This is a genomic window from Corallococcus sp. AB018 (genome assembly GCF_003986945.1).
Taxonomy (GTDB): Bacteria; Myxococcota; Myxococcia; order Myxococcales; family Myxococcaceae; genus Corallococcus; species Corallococcus exiguus.
The window spans coordinates 1-20,594 of sequence record NZ_RAWR01000048.1 but is presented as its reverse complement, the minus strand read 5'-3'; the positions used below and the strand labels follow the sequence as shown (position 1 = coordinate 20,594).

General features: G+C 71.1%; 19 protein-coding genes and 1 pseudogene. 8 read left to right on the top strand and 12 right to left on the bottom strand.

The annotated features are described in order from the left end of the window. Positions 1-4: 4 nt before the first annotated feature. The 7 genes from D7Y11_RS12805 to D7Y11_RS12775 all read right to left on the bottom strand — a co-directional run bounded on the left by D7Y11_RS12805 (position 5) and on the right by D7Y11_RS12775 (position 7,473). Positions 5-1,315, bottom strand: coding sequence for a hypothetical protein (locus D7Y11_RS12805; RefSeq protein WP_126933834.1), 1,311 nt, complete (start codon positions 1,313-1,315; stop codon positions 5-7). A gap of 447 nt (positions 1,316-1,762) precedes the next feature. Beyond that, on the bottom strand, positions 1,763-3,007 hold the full coding sequence (locus D7Y11_RS12800; RefSeq protein ID WP_233596753.1) for a hypothetical protein: 1,245 nt from the start codon (positions 3,005-3,007) through the stop codon (positions 1,763-1,765). An 8-nt stretch (positions 3,008-3,015) separates the two neighbouring features. Further along, positions 3,016-3,327 (bottom strand): 4a-hydroxytetrahydrobiopterin dehydratase, encoded by a 312-nt coding sequence (locus D7Y11_RS12795; protein WP_126933833.1) that lies wholly within the window; start codon positions 3,325-3,327, stop codon positions 3,016-3,018. A 75-nt stretch (positions 3,328-3,402) separates the two neighbouring features. Next, positions 3,403-4,887: a glycerol kinase GlpK gene (gene glpK, locus D7Y11_RS12790; protein ID WP_126933832.1), complete on the bottom strand. Its 1,485-nt coding sequence runs from the start codon at positions 4,885-4,887 to the stop codon at positions 3,403-3,405. Between the two features lie 213 nt (positions 4,888-5,100). After that, a complete protein-coding gene (locus D7Y11_RS12785; protein WP_120575634.1) occupies positions 5,101-5,337 on the bottom strand; it encodes a hypothetical protein in 237 nt (78 codons plus the stop codon). Positions 5,338-5,855: 518 nt separating this feature from the next. Continuing rightward, positions 5,856-6,839 (bottom strand): SDR family NAD(P)-dependent oxidoreductase, encoded by a 984-nt coding sequence (locus D7Y11_RS12780; RefSeq protein WP_126933831.1) that lies wholly within the window; start codon positions 6,837-6,839, stop codon positions 5,856-5,858. A 22-nt stretch (positions 6,840-6,861) separates the two neighbouring features. Then, positions 6,862-7,473, bottom strand: a complete 612-nt coding sequence (locus D7Y11_RS12775; protein WP_120575632.1) for a TetR/AcrR family transcriptional regulator — start codon at positions 7,471-7,473, stop codon at positions 6,862-6,864. Between the two features lie 77 nt (positions 7,474-7,550). On the opposite strand from D7Y11_RS12775, the gene D7Y11_RS12770 reads away from it, so the two are divergent. Continuing rightward, complete coding sequence (locus D7Y11_RS12770) at positions 7,551-8,444, top strand: NmrA/HSCARG family protein (protein ID WP_126933830.1); 894 nt, start codon at positions 7,551-7,553, stop codon at positions 8,442-8,444. On the opposite strand, the gene D7Y11_RS12765 is transcribed toward D7Y11_RS12770, so the two are convergent. Further along, on the bottom strand, positions 8,441-8,869 hold the full coding sequence (locus tag D7Y11_RS12765; RefSeq protein ID WP_233607273.1) for a DUF3574 domain-containing protein: 429 nt from the start codon (positions 8,867-8,869) through the stop codon (positions 8,441-8,443). The genes D7Y11_RS12770 and D7Y11_RS12765 overlap by 4 nt on opposite strands. Before the next feature lie 106 nt (positions 8,870-8,975). Between D7Y11_RS12765 and D7Y11_RS12760 the strand changes: the two genes are divergently transcribed. After that, on the top strand, positions 8,976-9,389 hold the full coding sequence (locus tag D7Y11_RS12760) for a DUF6194 family protein (protein ID WP_120575629.1): 414 nt from the start codon (positions 8,976-8,978) through the stop codon (positions 9,387-9,389). Between the two features lies 1 nt (position 9,390). Here D7Y11_RS12760 and D7Y11_RS12755 read toward each other — a convergent pair whose 3' ends face one another. From D7Y11_RS12755 to D7Y11_RS12745, 3 genes are read right to left on the bottom strand one after another with little or no spacing between them, the layout of a single operon-like run. Beyond that, the gene (locus D7Y11_RS12755; RefSeq protein WP_126933828.1) at positions 9,391-10,590 is read right to left on the bottom strand and encodes a lipocalin-like domain-containing protein; all 1,200 of its coding nucleotides are present in this window, start codon (positions 10,588-10,590) and stop codon (positions 9,391-9,393) included. A gap of 3 nt (positions 10,591-10,593) precedes the next feature. Continuing rightward, positions 10,594-13,134 carry an FtsX-like permease family protein gene (locus D7Y11_RS12750; protein WP_126933827.1) on the bottom strand — a complete coding sequence of 847 codons (2,541 nt, stop codon included), beginning with the start codon at positions 13,132-13,134 and terminating at the stop codon, positions 10,594-10,596. Next, complete coding sequence (locus D7Y11_RS12745) at positions 13,131-13,859, bottom strand: ABC transporter ATP-binding protein (RefSeq protein ID WP_120598205.1); 729 nt, start codon at positions 13,857-13,859, stop codon at positions 13,131-13,133. The genes D7Y11_RS12750 and D7Y11_RS12745 overlap by 4 nt, the downstream gene beginning before the upstream one ends. 223 nt (positions 13,860-14,082) lie before the next feature. On the opposite strand from D7Y11_RS12745, the gene D7Y11_RS12740 reads away from it, so the two are divergent. Continuing rightward, on the top strand, positions 14,083-16,200 hold the full coding sequence (locus tag D7Y11_RS12740; protein ID WP_120575626.1) for an ATP-binding protein: 2,118 nt from the start codon (positions 14,083-14,085) through the stop codon (positions 16,198-16,200). Here D7Y11_RS12740 and D7Y11_RS12735 read toward each other — a convergent pair. Continuing rightward, on the bottom strand, positions 16,154-16,975 hold the full coding sequence (locus D7Y11_RS12735; RefSeq protein WP_121755517.1) for a carboxylesterase: 822 nt from the start codon (positions 16,973-16,975) through the stop codon (positions 16,154-16,156). The genes D7Y11_RS12740 and D7Y11_RS12735 overlap by 47 nt on opposite strands. A 70-nt stretch (positions 16,976-17,045) precedes the next feature. Here D7Y11_RS12735 and D7Y11_RS12730 point away from each other — a divergent pair, with 70 nt between their 5' ends. The 5 genes and pseudogenes from D7Y11_RS12730 to D7Y11_RS12710 form a co-directional block, all read left to right on the top strand. After that, the gene (locus tag D7Y11_RS12730; protein WP_120575625.1) at positions 17,046-17,339 is read left to right on the top strand and encodes a DUF3467 domain-containing protein; all 294 of its coding nucleotides are present in this window, start codon (positions 17,046-17,048) and stop codon (positions 17,337-17,339) included. A 60-nt stretch (positions 17,340-17,399) separates the two neighbouring features. Beyond that, on the top strand, positions 17,400-18,149 hold the full coding sequence (locus tag D7Y11_RS12725) for a hypothetical protein (RefSeq protein WP_233605232.1): 750 nt from the start codon (positions 17,400-17,402) through the stop codon (positions 18,147-18,149). Positions 18,150-18,192: 43 nt separating this feature from the next. Beyond that, positions 18,193-19,092, top strand: a complete 900-nt coding sequence (gene hemF / locus D7Y11_RS12720) for an oxygen-dependent coproporphyrinogen oxidase (RefSeq protein ID WP_120575624.1) — start codon at positions 18,193-18,195, stop codon at positions 19,090-19,092. Beyond that, positions 19,092-19,619, top strand: coding sequence for a hypothetical protein (locus D7Y11_RS12715; RefSeq protein WP_180946130.1), 528 nt, complete (start codon positions 19,092-19,094; stop codon positions 19,617-19,619). Before hemF ends, D7Y11_RS12715 begins: the two co-directional genes overlap by 1 nt. A 174-nt stretch (positions 19,620-19,793) precedes the next feature. Next, positions 19,794-20,594, top strand: a pseudogene (locus tag D7Y11_RS12710) (hypothetical protein); the annotation flags it as partial.

Below are 20,594 nucleotides of genomic sequence, written 5' to 3'. Positions count from 1 at the left end.
GCGGTCAGTACTTCACGCGCACCAGGAAGACATCGCCGCGCGTGGGCTTGAACTTGTCCACGCCGAAGTCGGTGACGCGGTCTGTGTAGCCGAACAGCACCGCGTCGCCGTCCGGCATCAACGTCACCGCTGGCACCGCCTCCACGCCGTACAGCTCGCCGCGCGCTTCCGGCGCGGTGCCCAGGAAGAGGCGCGAGGCCAGCGGTTGTCCCGTGGGGTCGAAGCGCTGGGTGAAGAGCTGCGCGGACCCCAGGCCGTCCGGGCCCGTGGCGCCGTTCTCCAGCCACGAGTACGTGTAGCCCACCACCAGCACCTCTCCGGTGGAGTGGATGGCCACGCCCTGCACGGACGCATCCACGCCCAGGTCGCGCGCCCAGCGCTCGGTGCCGTCCGCGCCCGTCACCACCACGAAGGGGCTGGGGCTGGCCGCGCCCTTCAGCGCCGCGCCCGCCCAGGAGAAGCTGCCCTGGAAGTCGCCGCCCGCTACCACGTCACCGGCGGCGTCGCGGCTCACGTCTCGGACGCTCCCCTTCACGCCAGGCCGCACCTTCGCCCAGCCGAGCGCGCCGTCCTGCCCGTACAGCGCCACGAACGGGCTCCCCGAACTGGAGCCCTGCGTGGCGTTGGTGCCGAAGCGCACGGTGCCCGTGTAGCGCCCCGCCACCGCCACGCTGCCGTCCGCGCCGGGGGCCAGGGACAGGGGCTCGGCGCCCGCGCCCTCGGACTCCGCGCTGCCCACTGCGAAGGCGCGCTCCGCCGTGCCGTCCGCCGTGAACACCGCCACGCCGGCCGAGGCCCCCTTCACCTCGTTGCCCAGGTCCACCGTGCCCGGCGCCGTATAGGCCACGTACAGCCGGCCCTGCGCATCCGCCGCCACGTCCTTCACCGTCAGCTCGCCGGGCACCCGGTGCGCCCAGAGCGTCGCGCCATCCGCGGACAGCCTCGCGATGATGGCGCCGTCGCTGAGCTTGCCCGTGCCCAGGTCCACCGTGCCCTGGATGTTGCCGGCCAGCAGCATGCCGCCAGCGCCGTCCGCCGCCACGCGGGCCCGAACGTCCGCGCGCAGCGTTTCAGGCGTGGCGTCCACGCGCACGTCGTACGCGTGCGTCCACAGCGTCTGCCCCGCGCCGGAGCGCCGCGTGAGGACCAGCTCCACGGCGTCATCCGTGGGCGTGCGCGCCTCCAGGTCGTCGTAGCCGTGCACGGCGGCGGTGAAGAAGTCGCCCGTGGCGTCCACCGCCAGGTCCAGCGCCAGGTCGTCCTGCGCGGCGCCCTCCTTCGCGAACCACAGCGTGGCCCCGGATGCGGGCGGCACGGTCCCCGGCTCCTGGACCGGAGGCGGTGGTGTCTGTGGGTTCTGATTGCCCGGCGGCGTCTGCGTGCCGCTCCCCGGAGGTGGAACCTCGCCCGGTATCGAAGGCTGCTCCGAGGGTGGGCACCCCAACTTCGAATCCTGGCAGTTGTCCGGATCGGGCTTTTCAGCCCCGCCTCCGCACCCCCACCCTCCGCCAAACGCGAAACCCAGCACCGTCGCTCCAACGACAGTCCGGCGCCACCCCCGCCCCAGATACATGGAATCCCCTCCGTGTACGGCAGGGTTCGCATGCCATCCCACACCGGCAAATACGGCACGGAAGGTTGCTCGGCCGCCCGCTGCCGGACGGCGGATGTATCGCGTGGGTGGGGTTCGCGACGCCGTGGATGGGCGACGCGAGCACCCACGAAGGTCCTCGCGTTACCCACGCAGGCGCAAAGCCAGACACTACCGCCAGAAGCCGATGGAGATGCCCCAGTTGGAGTAGCGGCTCGCCAGGTCGAACGACGCGGTGATGGACCAGTCCTCCCAGTAGCGCAGCACGAACAGCTCGAAGCCGCCGGTGAGGTGCGGCCGGGGGTTCCTGTCCCGGAAGGGGGACGGCTCCAGCCACGTGCCCGCGCGCAGACGCAACAGGCCGGGGAAGGTGTCCCATTCGGCGCCCAGGCGCGGCTGGAAGGTGGGGGTTTCGCCCACGGGCTGCGGCTCCGTGGTGATGGCGAGCGAGCGCGACGCCACCGCGTTGCTCACGCTGGAGATGAGGTCCACCTGCGCGGTGATGAGCCACCGGCCGGCCAGCGCGTCGCGAGGCTCCTCCTCCGGCACCGGCAGCGCGTCCCCGTCCACCTGGAGCTGCCGCCGGGCGGCGGGGGACAGCCGGTTGTAGCGGTGCGCGCCCTCGCCCAGCCGCCAGCTGGCGCCCAGGGACAGCACCGCGGGCGACACCACGGCCGCGTAGACCTGACGGCCAGCGATGAAGGGGCTCTGGCCGTCGTCGCGGCGCCAGCCCGCCACCACCTCCGGGCGCACCGCCACGCCAATGCGGTAGGGCCGCCCGTGCGGACGGAAGAGCATGTCCACCGCCACGCCGGTGTCGCCGTAGCGCCAGGACTGGTCGCCCATCTCGCTGAAGCTGGCCTGCGCGGAGAAGATGCCCAGCGACAGGATGAAGTCGTCCTGGCCGAAGGCGATGGAGCCCGCGAGCGTGGATTGGGTGAGGGAGACGCGCAGCTTCTCGCCCTCGCCCCGGCAGCCCAGGGTGAGGCAGTAGCCCGTGCGGCTGTTGCGCCAGAGGAAGCCGATGCCGAAGCGCTTGTATTGCAGCATCAGCGCGCCCAGCAGCTGGCGGCTGTCCACGGTTTCGTCGGCCAGGCCGTCGTTGTCCACGTCCCGGCGCTTGGTGCCGGTGAAGGGCAGGTCCAGCCAGGACAGGGTGACGCCCAGGTCCCAGTCGCGCTCCAGCGACGCGCTGCGCTGGGCCAGGGCGGCCAGGTTGCTGGACACGCCCGCGGCGCCCTCGGCGATGCCCACGTAGGCGCCGCCCAGGCCCACCACGCGCGCCGACCCCAGCAGCGCGCCGGAGTTGAAGTACAGACGTTCCGGACGGGGCTCCGTGGGAGCGTCGTCCTGGGCCAGGGCCGGGAGCGCGGCGAGGGACACCGCGCACGCCAGGGCCGCCAGGGTGCTACGCACGCCGTGAATCACCGGACAGCGGCCCCTTCGCTGAAGAGGCGGTCCGCCTCCGCCGCCAGGGCGGAGTCGCGGGACGTGAGGCCGCCCGCGTCGTGCGTCACCAGCGCCAGCGTCACCTTGCGCCACCGGATGTCGATGTCCGGGTGGTGGTCCGCGGCCTCCGCGGCCTTCGCCACGCGCTCCACGAAGGCGATGCCCTCCAGGAACGAGGGCGCGTCGTAGGTGCGGCGGATCATCCCGCCCTCGTGCTTCCATGCGGGGTGCTGGGCGAGGAAGGTCTGGAGCGCATCCGGGGAGAGCAACGTGCGGTCGTAGGCCATGGCGGCCGTTCTACCCGCTCCCTTGCCCGATGGAAGCCCCGGCGCGTTCAATGCGCCGGGCTCCTTTGTCTCATTTCACGCGCGCGAAACCGCCTGCTTCCACTTTTCCAGGTGGCGCGCGCGCACCTCCGGCTTCATCTTCGGCTTGAAGGTCCGGTCCGCCTTCCACGCGCGGCGGATGGCGTCCGGGCTGGTCCACACGCCCGCGCCCAGGCCGCCCAGGAAGGCCGCGCCCAGGGCCGTGGTCTCGAGATTTCGCGGGCGGACCACCGGCACGCCCAAGAGGTCCGCCTGGTACTGCATGAGCAGGTTGTTGGCCGCGGCGCCGCCGTCCGCCTTGAAGACGGGGATGTCCCGCCCGCTGTCGCGGCGCATGGCCTCCGCCAGGTCGTGGATTTGAAGGGCCACGCCCTCCAGCGTCGCGCGCGCCAGGTGCGCCACGGTGGTGGAGCGGTCGATGCCGGCGAACAGGCCGCGCGCCTCCGGGCGCCAGTGCGGCGCGCCCAGGCCCGCGAGCGCCGGGACGAAGACGACGTCGCCGGAGTCCTTCACGCTGGCGGCCAGCGCCTCCACGTCCGGGGCCTTCTTGATGACCTTGAGGCCGTCGCGCAGCCACTGCACGGCGGCGCCCGCGATGAAGGAGCTGCCCTCCAGCGCGTAGTGCGTGGTGTTGCCCAGCTTCCACGCCACGGTGGTGAGCAGCCCCGCGGTGGAGCGCACCGGCTGGGTGCCGGTGTTCATGAGCAGGAAGGCGCCGGTGCCGTAGGTGCACTTGGATTCGCCGGGGTTGAAGCACGCCTGCCCGAAGAGGGCCGCCTGCTGGTCGCCCGCCATGCCCGCGACGAGCACGCCGTCCGGCAGGCTGCGCATGCCGCGAGTGGTGCCGTACACCTCCGCGTTGCCGCGGATCTCCGGCAGGCACGCGCGCGGCACGCCCAGGAGCGAGCACAGCTCGTCATCCCAGTTGAGCGTGCGCAGGTCCATGAGCAGCGTGCGGCTGGCGTTGGACACGTCCGTGACGTGCGCGACGCCGCCGGTGAGCTTGTGCACGAGCCACGAGTCGATGGTGCCGAAGCACACGTCGCCGCGCTCGGCGCGCTTCTTGGCGCCCTTGAGGTGCTGGAAGAGCCAGGTGAGCTTGGTGCCGGAGAAGTAGGGGTCCAGCACCAGACCGGTGACTTCCCGCACGCGGGGCTCGACACCCTGGGCCTTGAGCTTCTGACAGATGTCCGCGGTGCGGCGGTCCTGCCAGACGATGGCGCGGGCCAGGGGCTCGGAGGTCTCGCGGTCCCACAGGCCCGTGGTCTCCCGCTGGTTGGTGATGCCCACCACTGCGATGTCGCGGCCGGTGAGGCCGGCGTCCTTGAGCGCGCGGGCGATGCACCACTCGCTGGTGTTCCAGATGTCGATCAGGTCGTGCTCCACCCACGACGGCTTGGGGAAGTGCTGGGGCAGCTCCTTGTAGGAGCGGCCCACCACCTGCAACCGGGTATCGAGGATGGAGACGTGGGTCCCCGTGGTGCCCTGGTCCAGCGCCAGGACGTATTTCGCCTTCGCCATGCGTGCGGAGCCTCTTTCGTCGGCCAATGGCCGGACACGGAAAGGGACCCTACTCCAAGAGAAGGCGCCCGCACCGACGGAGCGTGCGGGATGTCAGGCACCGGGAGATGTCCGTGGAACGCTCCCGTGCCTGCGTGGGGGTGCCGTGACGGTGCGCCTTGCCGGGGGAAGTCCACGGTACTTCCCGGCGCTGCCGTGCACGGCGGCCCGCTTTCAGTAACCCGTGGCCCTCGAGCGGTTGTTGAAATAGCGGCGCAGGCCGTAGGCGCCCAGGCCCGCGAGAATCATCCGACCCAGCGAGCCGCCCGCGCCGGAGGACCTGCGTCCCCGGTATCCATAGCCGATGGGACGCCGGCCGTAGGCGCTGCGTCCGCGGTTCCAGCCACTGCCCCTGAAGACACTCCGTTGTGACGCGCCCAGCGCGCCCAGCAGCTTGGATAGCAATGCCATGGTGTCACTCCGTGGTGAGGGATACGGGGCCCGAGCGGCCTCGACGGGGGTCGGACCCGTGAAGGACGCGTGTGCGTTGAAAGGTGGGTCTCACGCCGTGTGACGACACCCCGTGTCGAACGGGTCCGTGAAGGCCCGTGTCCCGGGCCGGAGGGCAGGCGGGCGGGTTGGAGGGCGCGACGGTGGCGGGTACGGGAGCGCGGCGGATCCGGATGCATGTCATTGGACGAAGGGGGCACTGCCTGCCTGGTCCACGAACGGAAGCCTCGGCCGGGTGAGGCGTGGCCCACCCGGTTCCCTGCCCTGGGGGGGCGTCTCCAGATTGCGGTCCAAGGGGGCGCACCTCCGGCGCCCCGGCCTCAATCACAGTCAACGCGCTGGATGCGCAGGACACACGAGATGCTCGGACTGAAGAAGACCGTCGGGATGTCGGAGCCGGCGAAGGAGTAGTCCGGCGGTAGGCAGTCACCCACTGCGTGGGGGTCCGTCATCCCTGTGGGACGGACCCCCATGTTCTTTCAGGCGCGAGGGACGAGTCCCTGGTCGCGCAGGAAGGTCACGGTGTGGGCCACGCCGTCCGCGAGCGGGGTGGGGCGGAAGGCCAGTTCCCGCTGGGCCTTGGCCGCGTTTACGCGAGCCTCCCAGCGCATGAAGGACAGCTGTCCAGGCGCGACGAGCGGCGTGAAGGGAAACACGCGCGCGAGCGGCGCGGACACGCGGGCCAGGGCCTCCATCAGGAACACGGGCGCGACGGCGGGCGGCTTGCCGGCCCCGGCGGCCTGGTGGATGGCGAGCGCGAGGTCCGCGTTGCTCGCGTACTGGTCGGCGACGAGATAGCGCTCGCCGTTGACGCCGCGCTCGGCGGCGGCGAGGTGCACGTCGGTGCAGCCGTCCACGTGGACCACGGACATGCCGCCCGGCGGGAGCAGCGGGGCCTTCTTGTTGAGCAGCTGGATGAAGAAGGAGTTGAGGCCCACGTGCACGGGGCTGGGACCGTAGACGGCGGCCGGGTTGACGAAGACGACGTCCAGGCCCTGCTGGCGGATGGCCTCCACGGCGCGCTCGGCGTCCTGCTTGGAGCGTTCGTAGACGGTGGGCTTGGGGTGCGGGTCGATGTGGGCTTCGGTCAGCTCGCCGCCCCGGGGCGCGGCGAAGACATCCATGGTGGACGTGTAGACCACGCGGCGCACCTTCGCGGCATGAGCGGCGGACAGGACGTTCACGCTGCCCTGACGGTTCACCCGGTCGAAGATGGAGTCGTCCCGATGCCACTGCTCCGGCATGCCCGCGGCGTGGAAGACGAGCTCCACGTCATGCAACGCGGCGGGCAGGGTGCCCGGCGACGTGACGTCACCCGGGACGAGTTGCACGGAGGAGGGGAGCAGCTTCGCGGCGCGGGCCGGGTCCCGCACGAGCGCGCGGACGGAGGCGCCCTGCTTCACGAGCCGATGGGCAATGGCGTTGCCGATGAGGCCAGTGGCCCCGGTGACGAGGACGTTCATGGGGCCGGCAATCTAGCCGGAGTCAGCGGTGCCGTGCTCCGCGGGGCTCGGGGCGGGAGCGCAGCCCGTCGAAGAACATCCCGGTGAGGCGGTGGATGCGCTTGGAATCCGAGGCGTCCTCCGCGGCGGCGAGGGAGATGGCCATCGCCATGCACACCACGTCATCCAGGAGGATGTCGCTTCGCACCTCGCCCGCGTGCTGGGCGGCCTTCAGCAGGCGCTCGCCTTCGGCCGTCGTCGCGTCACAGCCCTGGGTGTGGTTCTTGAGGACGATCCCCAGCGACGCCGCGAGCCCCTTGTACATCCCCGCGCAGTGCACGAGCTCCGCCAGGAAGAGGCGCAGGGCTTCGAGAGGGGGCAGTGCCTCCGAGCGTTCGAGGCTCTTCTTCGCGAGCGTCAGCAGTTGTTCGTCGCACGTCGCGGCGAGCAGCGCCTCCCGCGACTCGAAGTGACGGTAGAGCGTGCCGATGCCCACCTCCGCCCGCTTCGCCACGTCGTTGAGCGACGCGTCCGCGCCGCGCTCGGAGAACACTGCATGCGCCGCCACGAGCAGCCGCTCCCGATTGCGCCGCGCATCCGCGCGCAAGGCTCCGCCCGTCACGTCCTCCTGAGGCTTCTTCGGCTGCTTTGTCATTGCCACTTGAAAAACGGAGGATAGCTCCGCATTTAACCGGAGCAATCCTCCGCTTAGCAAGGGAAAGGCAGGACCTGATGGCGACGAAGCGCGAAACCGTGTTGGTGCTGGGAGCGACAGGGCAGCAGGGAGGCGCGACGGCGCGAGCCTTGCTCAAGGACGGCTGGCGGGTCCGCGCGCTCGTGCGGGACCCGGCGAGCGCGAAGGCCCGCGAGCTTGAAGCGGCGGGCGTGGAGTTGGTGCGTGGGGACATGGGGGACCGCGCGTCGCTCGACCGTGCGGTCGCGGGGGCCTACGGTGTTTTCAGTATCCAGCCCAGCTCGGCACAGGCGAGCTACGGCGTCACGGACGACGACGAGGTCCGCTTCGGCACATCCATCGCGGACGCGGCGAAGGCGGCAGGCGTAGAGCACTTCGTCTACACGTCGGTGCTGGGGCTGCGTCCCGGCACGGGTGTGGACCACTTCGAGACCAAGTGGCGCATCGAGGAGCACGTCCGGGCCAGTGGCCTTCGCGCGACCATCGTGCGGCCGGGGACCTTCATGGAGCTGCTGCTGGTGCCGGACTTCGGCCTGGCACGGGGGGCGCTCCAGTTCTTCATCCAGCCGGAGCAGCCCATGCAGTTCATCGCGGGGGAGGACATCGGCGTACTGACCGCGCGCGTGTTCGCGGATCCGCGCACGTACGTGGGGACCACGCTGGAGATGGCGGGAGACTCGCTCACCGGCAGTGCACTCGCGGAGAAGATCGGCCGGGCCACCGGGACGTCCATCTCCTACTCACGGTTTCCGCCAGAGATGCTTGCGGCGAGCCCGATGCTGCGCAAGCTCGTGAAGCTGTTCGAGGATGGTTTTGTGTTCGAGAGCGCGGACATCCCGGCGCTGCGGCGGCTGGCGCCAGGCCTGCTCACGTTCGATGCGTGGCTGGAGCGCGGGGGCGCCGCGGCGATCCGGGAGCGCTTCGCGGTCTAGAACGCGACGCAGGGCAGGGAGTCGATGCGCAGCACCGACTCCTGGTCGAACTGGCTCTTGTACTCCTCTCGGATGGCTTCGATGTCAGCCGAGAGTGCCGCGCTGCCATCGTGCAGCAGCACGATGACCTTGGTCTGCTCGTGAATCAGTTCGCCGGACTCCAACCGGTACTGCCCGTTGGCGTCGTACACGGTGAGCTCATCCTGGAAGCGGGGCGTGACGACCGTATCCACGAAGGCCTGGAACTCGGCCTCACTGACGGGCTCGTTGCCCACCCGGTTCCGGCCGAAGGACAGGTCCGTCTGGTACTGGGGATCGCCCACCTTGCAGTTCAGGCCGTCATCGTCGTGCCCGCCACATGCCGCGGCACTCATCCCGAACACGAGGCTCAGCCCCAACAACAGCCGTGAGGAAACGGCGGTCATCCCTGGAAGATGCATCGCGGGTCACTCCGGGAAAGTGGGAGGGGAGCATGACCGGCTGTTTCCATGCGTGATAGAGCGACTCCGGTACGACTCGGAGGAGTGCGCCATGACAGGAGCCATCAGCCTGGAAGCGCTGGCGGAGTACATCCAGGATGCGTTCAAGGACGTGCACATGGACACCTCCACGCCGGACCTCTTCTTCTTCGCGGGGGACGAGCGGAAGCACCCCTTCGCGACCATCGTCACCCGGGACACCGAGTTCGACCATCACTCGGAGCTGGACCGCGATGAGGTGTTCCGGCTGAACCTGGGCTTGAGCAAGGAGAGCTTCCAGAAGCTGTTCCCGGTGCTCGACCCGCGCGTGGACTACACGGATCTGGACGTGCTCCTACCGCACCCGGCCTATTCGCGGATGTTCTGGCTGAGCGTGCTCAACCCCAGCCACGAAACGCTCCGGCTGCTGCGCCCGTACCTGAAGGAAGCTCACGCCCTCCAGGTGAATCGGGCTGCCCGGGGCTGAGTCACGGCGTGCGGCTGCGCACGGTCTCATCGCTCCGGGGCACATCCGCGTACCCGGTCATCTCCAGGTAGCCGCGCCCCTGCACGGGCTGGCCCTCGCGCGTGCCGTCCACGGTCACCGCGCCCTCCCAGTAGCGCACCAGCACCGGCAGCTCCTGGTCCGGCAGCTTCGGCGTCACGGTCAGCTCCAGCGATACCTTGGGGACCTGGACGCGCCAGCCCGCCGGGTACTCGCCGCCGCGCGGACTCTTCCAGGTGCCCCGGGGCTCCAACTGCATGTCATCGGCGGTCAGGTGCACGGCCTCACCCGTCGCGGGGATGTACGTGCCCGCGCTGAAGGCGTCCTTCGAACCGTCCTTCTTGCGCAGCTGGTAGAGCATCAGCTCGCTGCCATCGGAGAGCTGGAGCGCGAACCAGTCCCAGCCCACCTGGTCGCCGCTCAGCGCGCTGGTGCTCCACTCGCGGTCCATCCAGCTCTCGCCCTTCACCTGCACCGTCTGCCCATCCACCGACACCGTGCCCCGCGAAGGCATGCGCGACATCGAGTAGTAGTAGGACGCGTTGCCCCGCTCCGCGCCCTTCTGGCTCAAACCCTTGTCACCCTGGAGCACCGGCGGCTTGCCCTCGTCCAGCGTCAGCTCCAGCGTCACTCCGTCGCCCTGCGCGCGCAGGTGCATGGGCCACGTGCCGCCCGTGCCTTCGCTGCGCACGTCCCAGTCCTGAAGCCAGACATGGAAGGGCGCCCCGTCCGCGCCCGCAAGCCCCTGCGCCGCGCGGCTGAAGCGCTCGGTGACGTGGAACTTCCCGGCGCTCACGTCCGTGAGCGTGAAGTGCCCCATGAACACCTGCCGCGTGCCCCAGCTGGACTCACGCTGCGGCTGCTCTGGCGACAGCGCGCTGCGGAACAGCGTGAACTGGTAGCCGAAGGCGCGCCCGTCCTGCGTCTCTAGATTTCCTGTCCAGTACCACCACTCGGTGCGGAAGTCGGGGTGGGGGCCGTGGTCCTCCGGGAAGTGGAAGGGCCGGGGCTCCATCGCGCGCGCGTAGCCCTCCGTGCCGCCGTCTCCGCCCATCGCGGACGCGACCGTCATGCCGCCTGTGTTCGCGGGCCCGGTGTCCTCCGTGTCCCGCAGCACCACGCCCACCGCCACGCCCAGCGCGGCGAGCACCAACACCACCCCGATGACGAGTCCCCGCCCCATGCCTCACTCCTCCCGCAGCGCCATGGCCGGGTTCGCGCGCGCCATGCGCCACGCCGGGTACAGTCCCGCGAGCGCCGCTGCCACCAGGGCCAGCACCAGCGCCTGTCCCACCACGCCCGGCGCCACCACCAGCTGCAACGTCCACCCGAACGAGCGCTGGTTGATGACGTGCACCAGCACGTAGGCCAATGCCAACCCCAGCGGCACGGAGAACAGCCCCGCGAGCAAGCCCAGCAGGCCCGTCTGCAACGACACCATGCCCCACAGTTGTCCCGGCGTGAGCCCCGTCGCGCGCAGCACCGCGAACTCGCGCGCCCGCTCCAACTGCAACGACATCAGCGCGCTCAGCACGCCCACGAACGCGACGCCAATCGCCAGCAAGCGCAGCACCTGCGTGATGGTGAAGGTGCGGTCGAACACCTCCATCGACGCCTGCCGCAGCGCCCGGTTCGCGCGCACGTTCAAGGCCTGCTCACCGCCCGCGCGGTCGCGCACGCGGGCCACCAGTTCGTCCACGTCCTGTCCGGGCGCGGCGAAGAGGGACAGGCCGGACACGCCCCGGTCCTCGTACCAGTGCTCATACGTGGCACGCGGCATCAGCACCGTCCCCACGTCCGAGCCATAGTCGAAGTACACGCCCGCCACGCGGAAGTCGTGCGGCCCCTTGTCGGTGGCGACTCGCAGCGTGTCGCCTGCGTGAACGCCCCGGTGGAACGCGAAGGGCTCCGACACGATGAGCGCGTCCGGTGACGCGTCCAGTTGTCGCCACACGTCCTCCGCGCGCCCTTCCTTGAAGCGGTACGTCCGCTCGTGGCCCTTCGCGAAGTCCACCGCCAGCAGGTCCGTGTCCACGTCGTTGATGCGCACGTGGATAACGCGGATGGATCCGCTCGCCTCGACGCCGGGCGTGGACCGCAGCTTCTCCGCGAGCCCCGGCACCAGCGACGAATCCCCGCGCCGCGCCACCAGTGACGGCGGTGACACGAACACGTCCGCCTGCAACGCGGACTCCAGCCACGCCGCCACCGTGCCTCGGAAGCTGGACACCATCAGGCCCACGCCCACCGTCGTCGCCACCGCGACCATCAGCGCCGCCAGCGCCACCGCCGTGCGCGACAGGCTTGCCGTCACGCCTCGGGCCGCCATGCGTCCCAGTGGACCGAACATCGCGCCCAGCGGCCGCGCCGCCGCCACCGTCAGCTTCTCCGTCACCCAAGGCACCAGCAGCGCGCTGCCCAGCAGCACGCCGAAGAGCCCCGCATACGCCGGCATCAGCGCCTGCGTGGGCCACGCGAGCACCGCCGCCGAGAGGGCCAGGATGATCAACCCCAGCACCGCCAGCCGGGGCGCCCGGTTGCGCGACACGTCCTCCACCGTCGAGCGCCGCAGCGCTGTCACCGGTGCCGCTCGCGCCGCCTCCCACGCGGGGACGAGCGCCGCCAGCACCGTCGCGCCCAGGCCCAGGCTCAGGCCCTTGATGAGCGTGAACGGTTCCAAGGACAGACGCCGCACGTTCACCACGAAGTACAGGTCGTTGATGGTGCGGGTGATGAGGCCCACCAGTCCGCTGGCCATCAGGATGCCAAGGAGCAGCCCCGCCGCGGTGCCCACCATTCCCAGGAGCAGGGCTTCGCCCAGCACCACCGCGAACAGCTCGCCTCGCGTCACGCCCACCGCGCGCAGCCGGCCCAGCATCCCGCGCCGCTGCACCACGGAGAACGTCATCGTGTTGTAGATGAGGAACATCCCCACCACGAGCGCCAGCAGCGACAGCGCGGTGAGGTTGGTTCGGAACGCCCGCGTCATCTGCTCCACCGTGCCCGCGCGCCCGGACGTCTGGACCAACTCCGCGCCCGGCGGCAGCGTGGCCTTCAGCGCCGCGGCCTGCGCCTCGCCGCCCTTCAAGCGCAGGTCCACGCGCGTCAGCCGGCCCTCCTGGCCCAGCACCTCCTGCGCGGTGGAGATGTCCGCGATGAGCAGCGATTCCAGCGCGCGCTCCGTCGTCTCCTGCGAAGGCGTCAGCAGGGCCGATACGCGCAGCTCCCGGCGAAGTCCTGTCACCATCACCGGCAGCGTGTCCCCAGCCTTCACGCCCAGGCTCCGCGCCGTCTTCGCGCCCATCACCACCGTGCCGGGCCGCGTGAGCAGCGTGCCGACGTCCCCCACCGCGCCCCCGCTGGAGAAGTCCCGGAAGGGGGCTTCCGCGAACGGATCCAGGCCGAGCAGCGTGAGCGTGCGGTGGTTGCCGCCCTCCACCTGCACGAAGCCCTGCACTACGGGCGCCGCGTCTGGTGAGTCCGGCCGCAGCTTCAGCGCCGTGTAGACGCCCTCCGGCAGACCGGAGGTTCCTCCTGCGATTTGATGCGTGGCGCGACCCGCGACGACGTCGGTGGATTGCTCGAAGGCTCGCAGCGCGCTGCCGCTCGCCAGGTCGATGGACACCACCACCGCCACGCCCATCGCGATGCCCAGGAGCGACAGCGCCGTGAGCCACGGGTGCCCGCCCAGGTGCCGCAGGCTGGAGCGTGCGAGCAGCGCCCTCATGGCGTCCCCCGGCCGCGCGCACCGCCGGGGCGCTCCACCAAGCGTCCGTTCTCCATCGTCAGCACTCGGTCCGCGCGCTCCGCCATCGCGGGCTCGTGCGTGACGATGAGCGCGCACGCGTTGCCCTGCCGGGTGAGCCCTTCCAACAGGTCCAACACCTGTCCGCCCGTCTCCTCGTCCAGGTTGCCCGTGGGCTCGTCCGCCAGCAGCAGCGGCGGGGCGTGGGCCAGGGCTCGCGCCACCGCCACGCGCTGCTGTTCTCCGCCGGAGAGCCGGTCCGGGAAGCTGTTCGCGCGCGTTCCCAATCCCACCCGTTCCAGCAACTCCCGCGCCCGCGCGCTGGCCTCGGCGCTCGAGCGGCCGAGCAGCTCCAGCGGCAGCCGCACGTTCTCCTCCACCGTCAGCGTGGGCAGGAGGTTGAACGCCTGGAAGATGAAGCCGACGCGCTCGCGGCGCAGCAGCGTGCGGTCCCGCTCCGGCATGCGCCCCAGGTCGCGGCCCTCCACCAGGATTTCGCCGTGCGTCGCCTGGTCGATGCCGCTGATGAGGTTGAGCAGCGTGGACTTGCCGGAGCCGCTGCGGCCCAGCAGCACCACGAACTCGCCCCGGTGCAGGGAGAGCGACGTGCCCGAGAGCACCTCGCGCACGGAATCGCCTTCCGCGTAGGACTTGGTGACGCCGCGCAGTTCGACGAGGGGCCGCGAATCGGGAGGAGAAGAAGGCATGCCGGGCATCCGACATAGCCGATGCCCGGCATCCGGGAGCGTTTCCCCGTCCAACCGGGAGGGATGCCCGCTACTGGACGCCAGCAGCGCCAGGGAGCGCTCAACCCATGACACCCGGCAGGTTGTCCGGGTTGCTTTTCGTGCGTGCCGACACGTCCCGGTGTTTGATGGCCACCTCTCCTCGCCGGAAGCCTTGCCTTCCGCGGGGTAGGGGGGGCCACACATGAATGAAGCCCAGGCCGGGTGGGTGGCGGCGTCCGGCAGTGTGCCCCCGCCGCTGCATGAGCTGCTTCAGCAGCTCCCTGCCTTCTTTGGCCTCTACCGCGGCCCCGGCCACCACATCGAGTTCAGCACCTCCACGCGACTGCCGCTGCTCGACACGCGAGGTCAGGTGGGCATCCCCCTGCGCGAGGCCTGCCCCCAGCTGGAGGGCCCCGGCTGGCACGAGGCCTGGGACCGCGTCTTCGCCACCGGAGAAGCCCTGCACCTGCGCGAGGCATCCGCCCGCGCATGCCCCGCCGACGAGGAGCTCTTCTTCAACCTGTCCCTGCTGCCGCGCCGCGACGCGCAGGGGAAGGTGGAGGGCGTGCTCGCCTTCGCGGTGGACGTGACGGAGCTCGTGAGCACCCGCCGCGCCGCGTGGACCACCGCGGCCTGGCGCACCGAACGCCTCCAGGCGATGACCGCCGCGCTCTCCGAAGCGCTCACCCCCGCGCAAGTGGTGGAGGTGGCCGCTCGCGAAGGCGCCCTCGCCATGGGGGCCCTCACCGGCCTGGTGGTGGTGCCAGAAGGGACGAGCCTGGACGTCTTCGAGCGCGCCGCCGCGCATGGCTTCGCTCCCGGTGAGCTGGAGGGCTGGCAGCGCTTCGAGGTCTCCGCGACCTGTCCCCTCACGGACGTGACGCGCACCCGCGAGCCCTGCGCGCTGGGCTCGTGGACGGAGTGCATGGCTCGCTACCCGAGGCTCGCGCAGCTGTCCCGCGAGCGGACCCTGTTGGCCTGGGCATCCGTGCCGCTGGTGAGCGGTGGGCGCGTGTTCGGCGCGCTCGGCCTGGGCTTCGGCGACGCGCGCGACTTCGACGCGCCGGAGCGTGCCTTCCTGCTGACGGTGGGCCGCCTGTGCGCGCAGGCGTTGGACCGCGCGCGCCTGTACGACGAGGAGCGCGCGGCCCGGAGCGTCGCGGAGGCCGCCAGCCGCGCCAAGGACGCGTTCCTCGCCACGGTGTCCCATGAGCTGCGCACGCCGCTCACGTCCATCCTCGGCTGGTCGCAGATGCTGCGGCAGGGCCTGCTGGGCGAGGACAAACGACAGCGCGCGGTGGAGGCCATCGAGCGCAACGCCCGCGCGCAAAGACAGCTCATCGAGGACCTGCTCGACATCAGCCGCATCGCCAACGGCCGTCTGCGCCTGGAGCCGGTGCCGCTGGAATTGGGCCACGTGGTGGAGGCGGCGCTGGATGCCGTCAGGCCCACGGCGCTCGCGCGCGAGCTGACGCTCGATGTCTCCGTGGACGAGGATGGCGTGCCGCTGTTCGGCGACCCGGACCGCTTGCAGCAGGTGGTGTGGAACCTGCTCTCCAACGCCATCAAGTTCACTCCGCACGGCGGCCACGTGACGGTGTCCGCGCGCACGTGCGACGAGGGCGCGGAGCTGGTGGTGCGCGACGACGGCGAGGGCATCCCCACTGACTTCCTTCCCTTCCTCTTCCAGCGCTTCCATCAGGCGGACACCGGCGTGAGCCGCCAGCACGGCGGCCTGGGCCTGGGCCTGTCCATCGTGCGGCACCTGGTGGAGCTGCACGGCGGCACCGTGACGGCCGTCAGCGAAGGGCTGGGGAGGGGCGCCACGTTCACGGTCGTGCTGCCCAACTCGCGCGTGGGCACGGCCCCGGGCTCCTTGCGCGTGCCGCGCCCCGTGGAGGGCCTGACGCTGCCGCGCTTCCCGGAGCTGGAGGGCCAGCGCGTGCTGGTGGTGGATGGCCAGCCGGACGCGCGCGAGTGGATGTCCGTGCTGCTCACCCGCGTGGGCGCGCACGTGCTCACCGCCACCAACGTCACCGACGCCATGGACGAGGTGCGCCGCTCTCCGCCCACGGTGCTGGTGACGGACGTGACGCTGGCCGGCGAGGACGGCTATTCGCTCCTGTACCGGCTGCGCGCGCTGCCCTGGGAATCCGGAGGCGGTGTGCCCGCGCTCGCCGTCACCGCCGCCGCGCGCCGCGAGGACCGCGACCGCGCCCTTCGCGCGGGCTTCAGCGCCTTCGTCACCAAGCCGCTCGACGCGGTGGAGTTGCTCACGGCGGTGGCGCGTCTTGCTCCGGCCAATCCGGTCGGCTCCTGAAGTCCTCCTCCGCACGCCACGGCTGGAGGAAGTCCCCCACCTCCCGGGCGAGCCGCGCACCGCTCACGTCGCGCGGGATGATGTGGAAGCCCTCCGGATAGGCCACGTGCCGCACCTCGGGACATGCCTTCATCCGCCGTGCGAGCCAGCGTCCGCCCTCCGGATCCACCACGTGGTCCTGCTCCGCGGTGGCCACCAGCACCGGGCAGCGCACCCTCGGCGCGTCCGCCAGAGCCAGGTCCTGAAGTCTGCACAGGTCGCGCAGCCGGGCCACCGGGAACGCGGGCAGCACCGGCGCCTTCGCCAGCACCTCCGGGTCGGAGATGTCCGTGCCGCCCTTGTCCACCCACGGCGTGGTCCATTCGAGCAGCGGCGTGCGGCACAGCTGTCTCACCAGCGCCATGCGCGCGCCCCGGAAGCGCACCGCGGGCGCCACCAGCGCGAGCGCGTGCACGGATTCCGGTTGATGCGCGGCCAACCGCAGCGCCAGGAGCGCACCCATGGACAGTCCGGCGACGAACACGCGACGGTGTCCGGAGAGCGACGCCAGCGCCTCGTCCGCGCAGGCCTGCCAGTCGCGGAAGTCCACGCCCAGCATCGCCTCCGGCGTGGTGCCGTGGCCCGGAAGCCTGGGCGCCACCACGCGCATCCCCCGCGCCGCCAGGGCCTCACCCAGGGGACGCACCTCCCAGGGACTGCCGGTGAAGCCATGCAGGAGCAGGCAGGCGTCCGGCCCCCGCCCCAGCGTGAAGGGCGCGGTGGACTCTCCGTCGATGTCGCGCCAGCGCGTGCTCACGGGGAGGACACTGGCCACGACGGGCCCCAGGCGCTATGCCGCCTGACTCATGGCCGACACTCCGACGAAGCCCCCTGAAGTGCAGCTCCAGGTGCAGATGACCGAAGAGGTGTCCAATGGCCAGTACAGCAACCTGGTCCTGACGAATCACACGGACTCGGAGTTCGTGTTGGACTTCCTCTATGTCCAACCTCAGCAGCCCCTGGCCCGCGTCCGCTCGCGCATCATCACCAGCCCACGCCACGCCAAGCGGCTCTTGAAGGCACTCCAGGAAAACGTGCAACGCTACGAAGCGCGCTTCGGCGCCATCACCCTGGGCGAGGACGAAGGCCCCAAGCACTGAAGGGCAGGAGCCGCCGGGACTTTCCCTCGCGGCCTTTCCCGGCGCACACTGAGCGGCATCGTGTTCCGAGCCCTCGTGTTCGCCGCTGCCCTGTTGTCCGCCGCCAACGCCTCCGCCCAGTGCACCGGGGACGGAGTGCAGCTGTATCCCGCGCCGGGCGGCATCGTCCCCACCAACATGCGCATCCTGCTGGAAGGCGTGGGCACCGCGAAGTCGCCGGTGCTGGGACTGGTGGGCAAGCCGCTGAAGCTGGTCTCCACCGACCACGAGGTGAAGCTCAAGGTCACCAAGGGATGGGAGAGCTCCCTGGGCCGCGCCACCATCATCCTCAAGCTGGCGGAGCCGATGCAGCCGGACAAGCGCTACTTCCTGAACCTGCAGGAGGTGCTCCCCAACATCGCCCTCCTCAACGGACAGGTGGGCGCGCAGCCTTCGTGGCTGAGCGGCAAGGGGCCGGACACCAAGGCACCCAAGTGGGTGAAGCGCCCCGCGGTCTCGGAAGGCTTCGTGCGCCGCTCGCCCCAGGGCATCGCGCGCTTCGTGAAGCTCAACCTGGCGCTACGCGAGGAGAGCCCCGCTTTCCTGGTGGTGAAGCTGTCGCCGCGCCGGCTGGGCATCTCTCCCCAGCAGTACCTGCTGCCCGTGCAAGGCAATACGGCTTATCTGGGCCATGAGGCCTGCGGTGGGGCCTTCTCTCTAGAGGACGGGCGCAGCTATCGCGCGCGCATCGAGGCCTTCGATGCAGCGGGCAACCTGGCGCCATCCACGCCTCCCGTGGACTTCGAGGCCCCGTCCGCCCAGGGCCCTTAGTAGTGTGTCTGCCCGTTCAACCCGCGACAGGGAGACAACGGGCATGACGGCGACGGTGGATGTGGAGGGTTTGAAGGGGCGCATGGCCGCCTTCATCCAGAAGCTCCAGGACGACATCTGCGGAGCGCTGGAGGAACTGGACGGCCAGGGCCGCTTCCGCGAGGACGCGTGGAGCCGCCCTGGAGGCGGTGGCGGCCGCAGCCGCGTGTTGGAGGATGGCGCCGTCCTGGAGAAGGCGGGCGTCAACATCTCCATCGTCCATGGCGAATTGGAGGAGGCCTTCGCCAGGAAGCTCCAGGGCGAGGGGCGCACCTTCTGGGCCGGTGGCCTGTCGCTGGTGCTGCACCCGAAGAGCCCGCATGTGCCCACGGTGCACGCCAACTACCGCTTCATCCACCAGGGCGGGCGCGCGTGGTTCGGCGGCGGCGCGGACCTGACGCCGTACTACCTGGACGAAGCGGACGCGGCGCACTTCCACCGCGCGCACAAGGCCGCGTGCGACGCGCACGACCCCACGTACTACCCGCGCTTCAAGGCCGCGTGCGACTCGTACTTCCACCTGCGCCACCGGGGCGAGGCGCGCGGCCTGGGCGGCATCTTCTTCGAGAACATGGGCGGTGACCTGGAGCGCGAGTTCGCGTTCGTGCAGGCGTGCGGCAACAGCTTCATCCCCGCGTACCTGCCCATCGCGCGGAAGCACAAGGACACGCCGGTGACGGAGGAGCAGCGCTACTGGCAGGAGGTGCGCCGGGGCCGCTACGTGGAGTTCAACCTCGTCTACGACCGGGGCACCATCTTCGGCCTGGAGACGCAGGGGCGCACGGAGTCCATCCTCATGTCGCTGCCGCCGCGCGTGCGCTGGCGCTACGACTACCACCCGGAGCCCGGCACGCCCGAAGGCCGGCTGGTGGAGGTGCTGCGCAATCCCCGGGAGTGGGCCTGATGTCCTCGGCTCCGGAGCCCGAGGAGCCCGGCCCCGCGCGCCCCCGCAACCTCGCGGTGCGCCTGGGCGTCGCGGTCACGGTGTTCCTCGCCGTGGCCATGAGCTGCCTGTACATCGCCTACCTGCCCATCATGGGGGCGTCGGGCCGGAGCCGCGCGTCGCCGGAGCGGGTGGCCAATGAGGCCCGCGTCCAGGTGCTGGCCCTGTGCGACGCGGTGCAGGCCTTCCGGGACGAGCACGGCGACTACGTGCCCATCGCGCCCTATCCCGCGCCCGTGCCTCGACATGGCGAGGGCGTGCCCTTCCCGCAGGACCACGAGGACTTCCACCGCATCGGCTTCGACCCGGGCCCCATCGTTCACCTCCAGTACGAGGTGCGGGCGGAGGAGAGCCCCGTGGGTGAACCCGAGGTGTCCTGCCTCGCCCGCGTGGACGAAGATGGCGACGGCCTCAACGCCGTGTACCGCGTCCGTCTGGATGCCAACGGAATGACCAGCCCCGTGGAGGTGGAGCGCGAGGGGGAGTAGCCCCCCATGCAACTCGGGGTTCTCGTTGTGAGAGAATCCTTCGTGATGGGAAACGTCGGCGACATCCGCGGCCCCCGCGCAGGAGGTCCTCCCGGCTCTGGTGGGCCCCGCTCCGGCGGTGGCTCCTCTGCGCCGACGGGCCCATCGCCGGCGTCTCCGTTCCGCGATGACGGGATGGAGACCTCCACCCCCACCACCTCGTCTGGCGACCGCACCCGCATCGGCTCCCCGCCCGTGGGGCTTCCGCCGGAAGCCGATGGTGGCGCGCCGTTGGAGTCTGGCGCGGAGCCCGGCGAGCCCGGCCTCCCCGGCGGCGAAGGGACGGAGGCCGGCGCCTCTCCGGAGGGTGGCGACGTGGGCCCCCGTTCGGTCCGCGTCGGCATTCCCAACCGGGGCCCTCGCTCCGACGGGACGGGTCGGGCCCCTCGCGCGGACGCCGGCACGGGCTTCGAGTCCTCCGGCGCGGCCACCCAGACGCCCCGGCGCAAGGGCGGCGACGGCTTCCGCACGCCCGGCTCCGTGCCCACCACCGCCAGCCCCTACCTGGGCGCGGGCGAGGCGCGCGGGCCGGTGCTGGACGTGGAGTCGCTCATCCCGTCCGACCTGAACGACCTGGAGAGCCACCTCGCGGTGGGCAAGCGCTTCGCGTCGGACGGGGCGCTCCTGTCCGCGCAGGTGCGGCCCTCGTCGCTGCCCTCGTCGGACCGGGTGGCCCGCCTGTGGGTTTTCTTCGCCGCCTACGCGGAGGCCGCCGCGGCGCACCCTCCCGCCGCGGAGGGCAAGGCCGCCTTCGAGCAGGCCCTCAAGGACCAGGGCTTCGCCCACCTCCAGGATGCCCACGCCGGGCAGAACGGCGTGGAGGCCGGGATGTGGGTGATGGACGCGCCCACCCCCGAGGAGGCCCGCGAGCGCGCGGACGCCGTCCGGCTGGAGCCCCCGCCCGACGTGCGCCACTCCGAGCAGGCCGCCCCGCTC

Bases quoted from the DNA above. Each gene is read 5' to 3' on its own strand.
- D7Y11_RS12795 (WP_126933833.1), bottom strand. From the start codon at position 3,327: ATGGCCTACGACCGCACGTTGCTCTCCCCGGATGCGCTCCAGACCTTC.
- glpK (WP_126933832.1), bottom strand. From the start codon at position 4,887: ATGGCGAAGGCGAAATACGTCCTGGCGCTGGACCAGGGCACCACGGGG.
- D7Y11_RS12785 (WP_120575634.1), bottom strand. From the start codon at position 5,337: ATGGCATTGCTATCCAAGCTGCTGGGCGCGCTGGGCGCGTCACAACGG.
- D7Y11_RS12780 (WP_126933831.1), bottom strand. From the start codon at position 6,839: ATGAACGTCCTCGTCACCGGGGCCACTGGCCTCATCGGCAACGCCATT.
- D7Y11_RS12775 (WP_120575632.1), bottom strand. From the start codon at position 7,473: ATGACAAAGCAGCCGAAGAAGCCTCAGGAGGACGTGACGGGCGGAGCC.
- D7Y11_RS12770 (WP_126933830.1), top strand. From the start codon at position 7,551: ATGGCGACGAAGCGCGAAACCGTGTTGGTGCTGGGAGCGACAGGGCAG.
- D7Y11_RS12765 (WP_233607273.1), bottom strand. From the start codon at position 8,869: ATGACCGCCGTTTCCTCACGGCTGTTGTTGGGGCTGAGCCTCGTGTTC.
- D7Y11_RS12760 (WP_120575629.1), top strand. From the start codon at position 8,976: ATGACAGGAGCCATCAGCCTGGAAGCGCTGGCGGAGTACATCCAGGAT.
- D7Y11_RS12755 (WP_126933828.1), bottom strand. From the start codon at position 10,590: ATGGGGCGGGGACTCGTCATCGGGGTGGTGTTGGTGCTCGCCGCGCTG.
- D7Y11_RS12750 (WP_126933827.1), bottom strand. From the start codon at position 13,134: ATGAGGGCGCTGCTCGCACGCTCCAGCCTGCGGCACCTGGGCGGGCAC.
- D7Y11_RS12745 (WP_120598205.1), bottom strand. From the start codon at position 13,859: ATGCCTTCTTCTCCTCCCGATTCGCGGCCCCTCGTCGAACTGCGCGGC.
- D7Y11_RS12740 (WP_120575626.1), top strand. From the start codon at position 14,083: ATGAATGAAGCCCAGGCCGGGTGGGTGGCGGCGTCCGGCAGTGTGCCC.
- D7Y11_RS12730 (WP_120575625.1), top strand. From the start codon at position 17,046: ATGGCCGACACTCCGACGAAGCCCCCTGAAGTGCAGCTCCAGGTGCAG.
- hemF (WP_120575624.1), top strand. From the start codon at position 18,193: ATGACGGCGACGGTGGATGTGGAGGGTTTGAAGGGGCGCATGGCCGCC.
- D7Y11_RS12715 (WP_180946130.1), top strand. From the start codon at position 19,092: ATGTCCTCGGCTCCGGAGCCCGAGGAGCCCGGCCCCGCGCGCCCCCGC.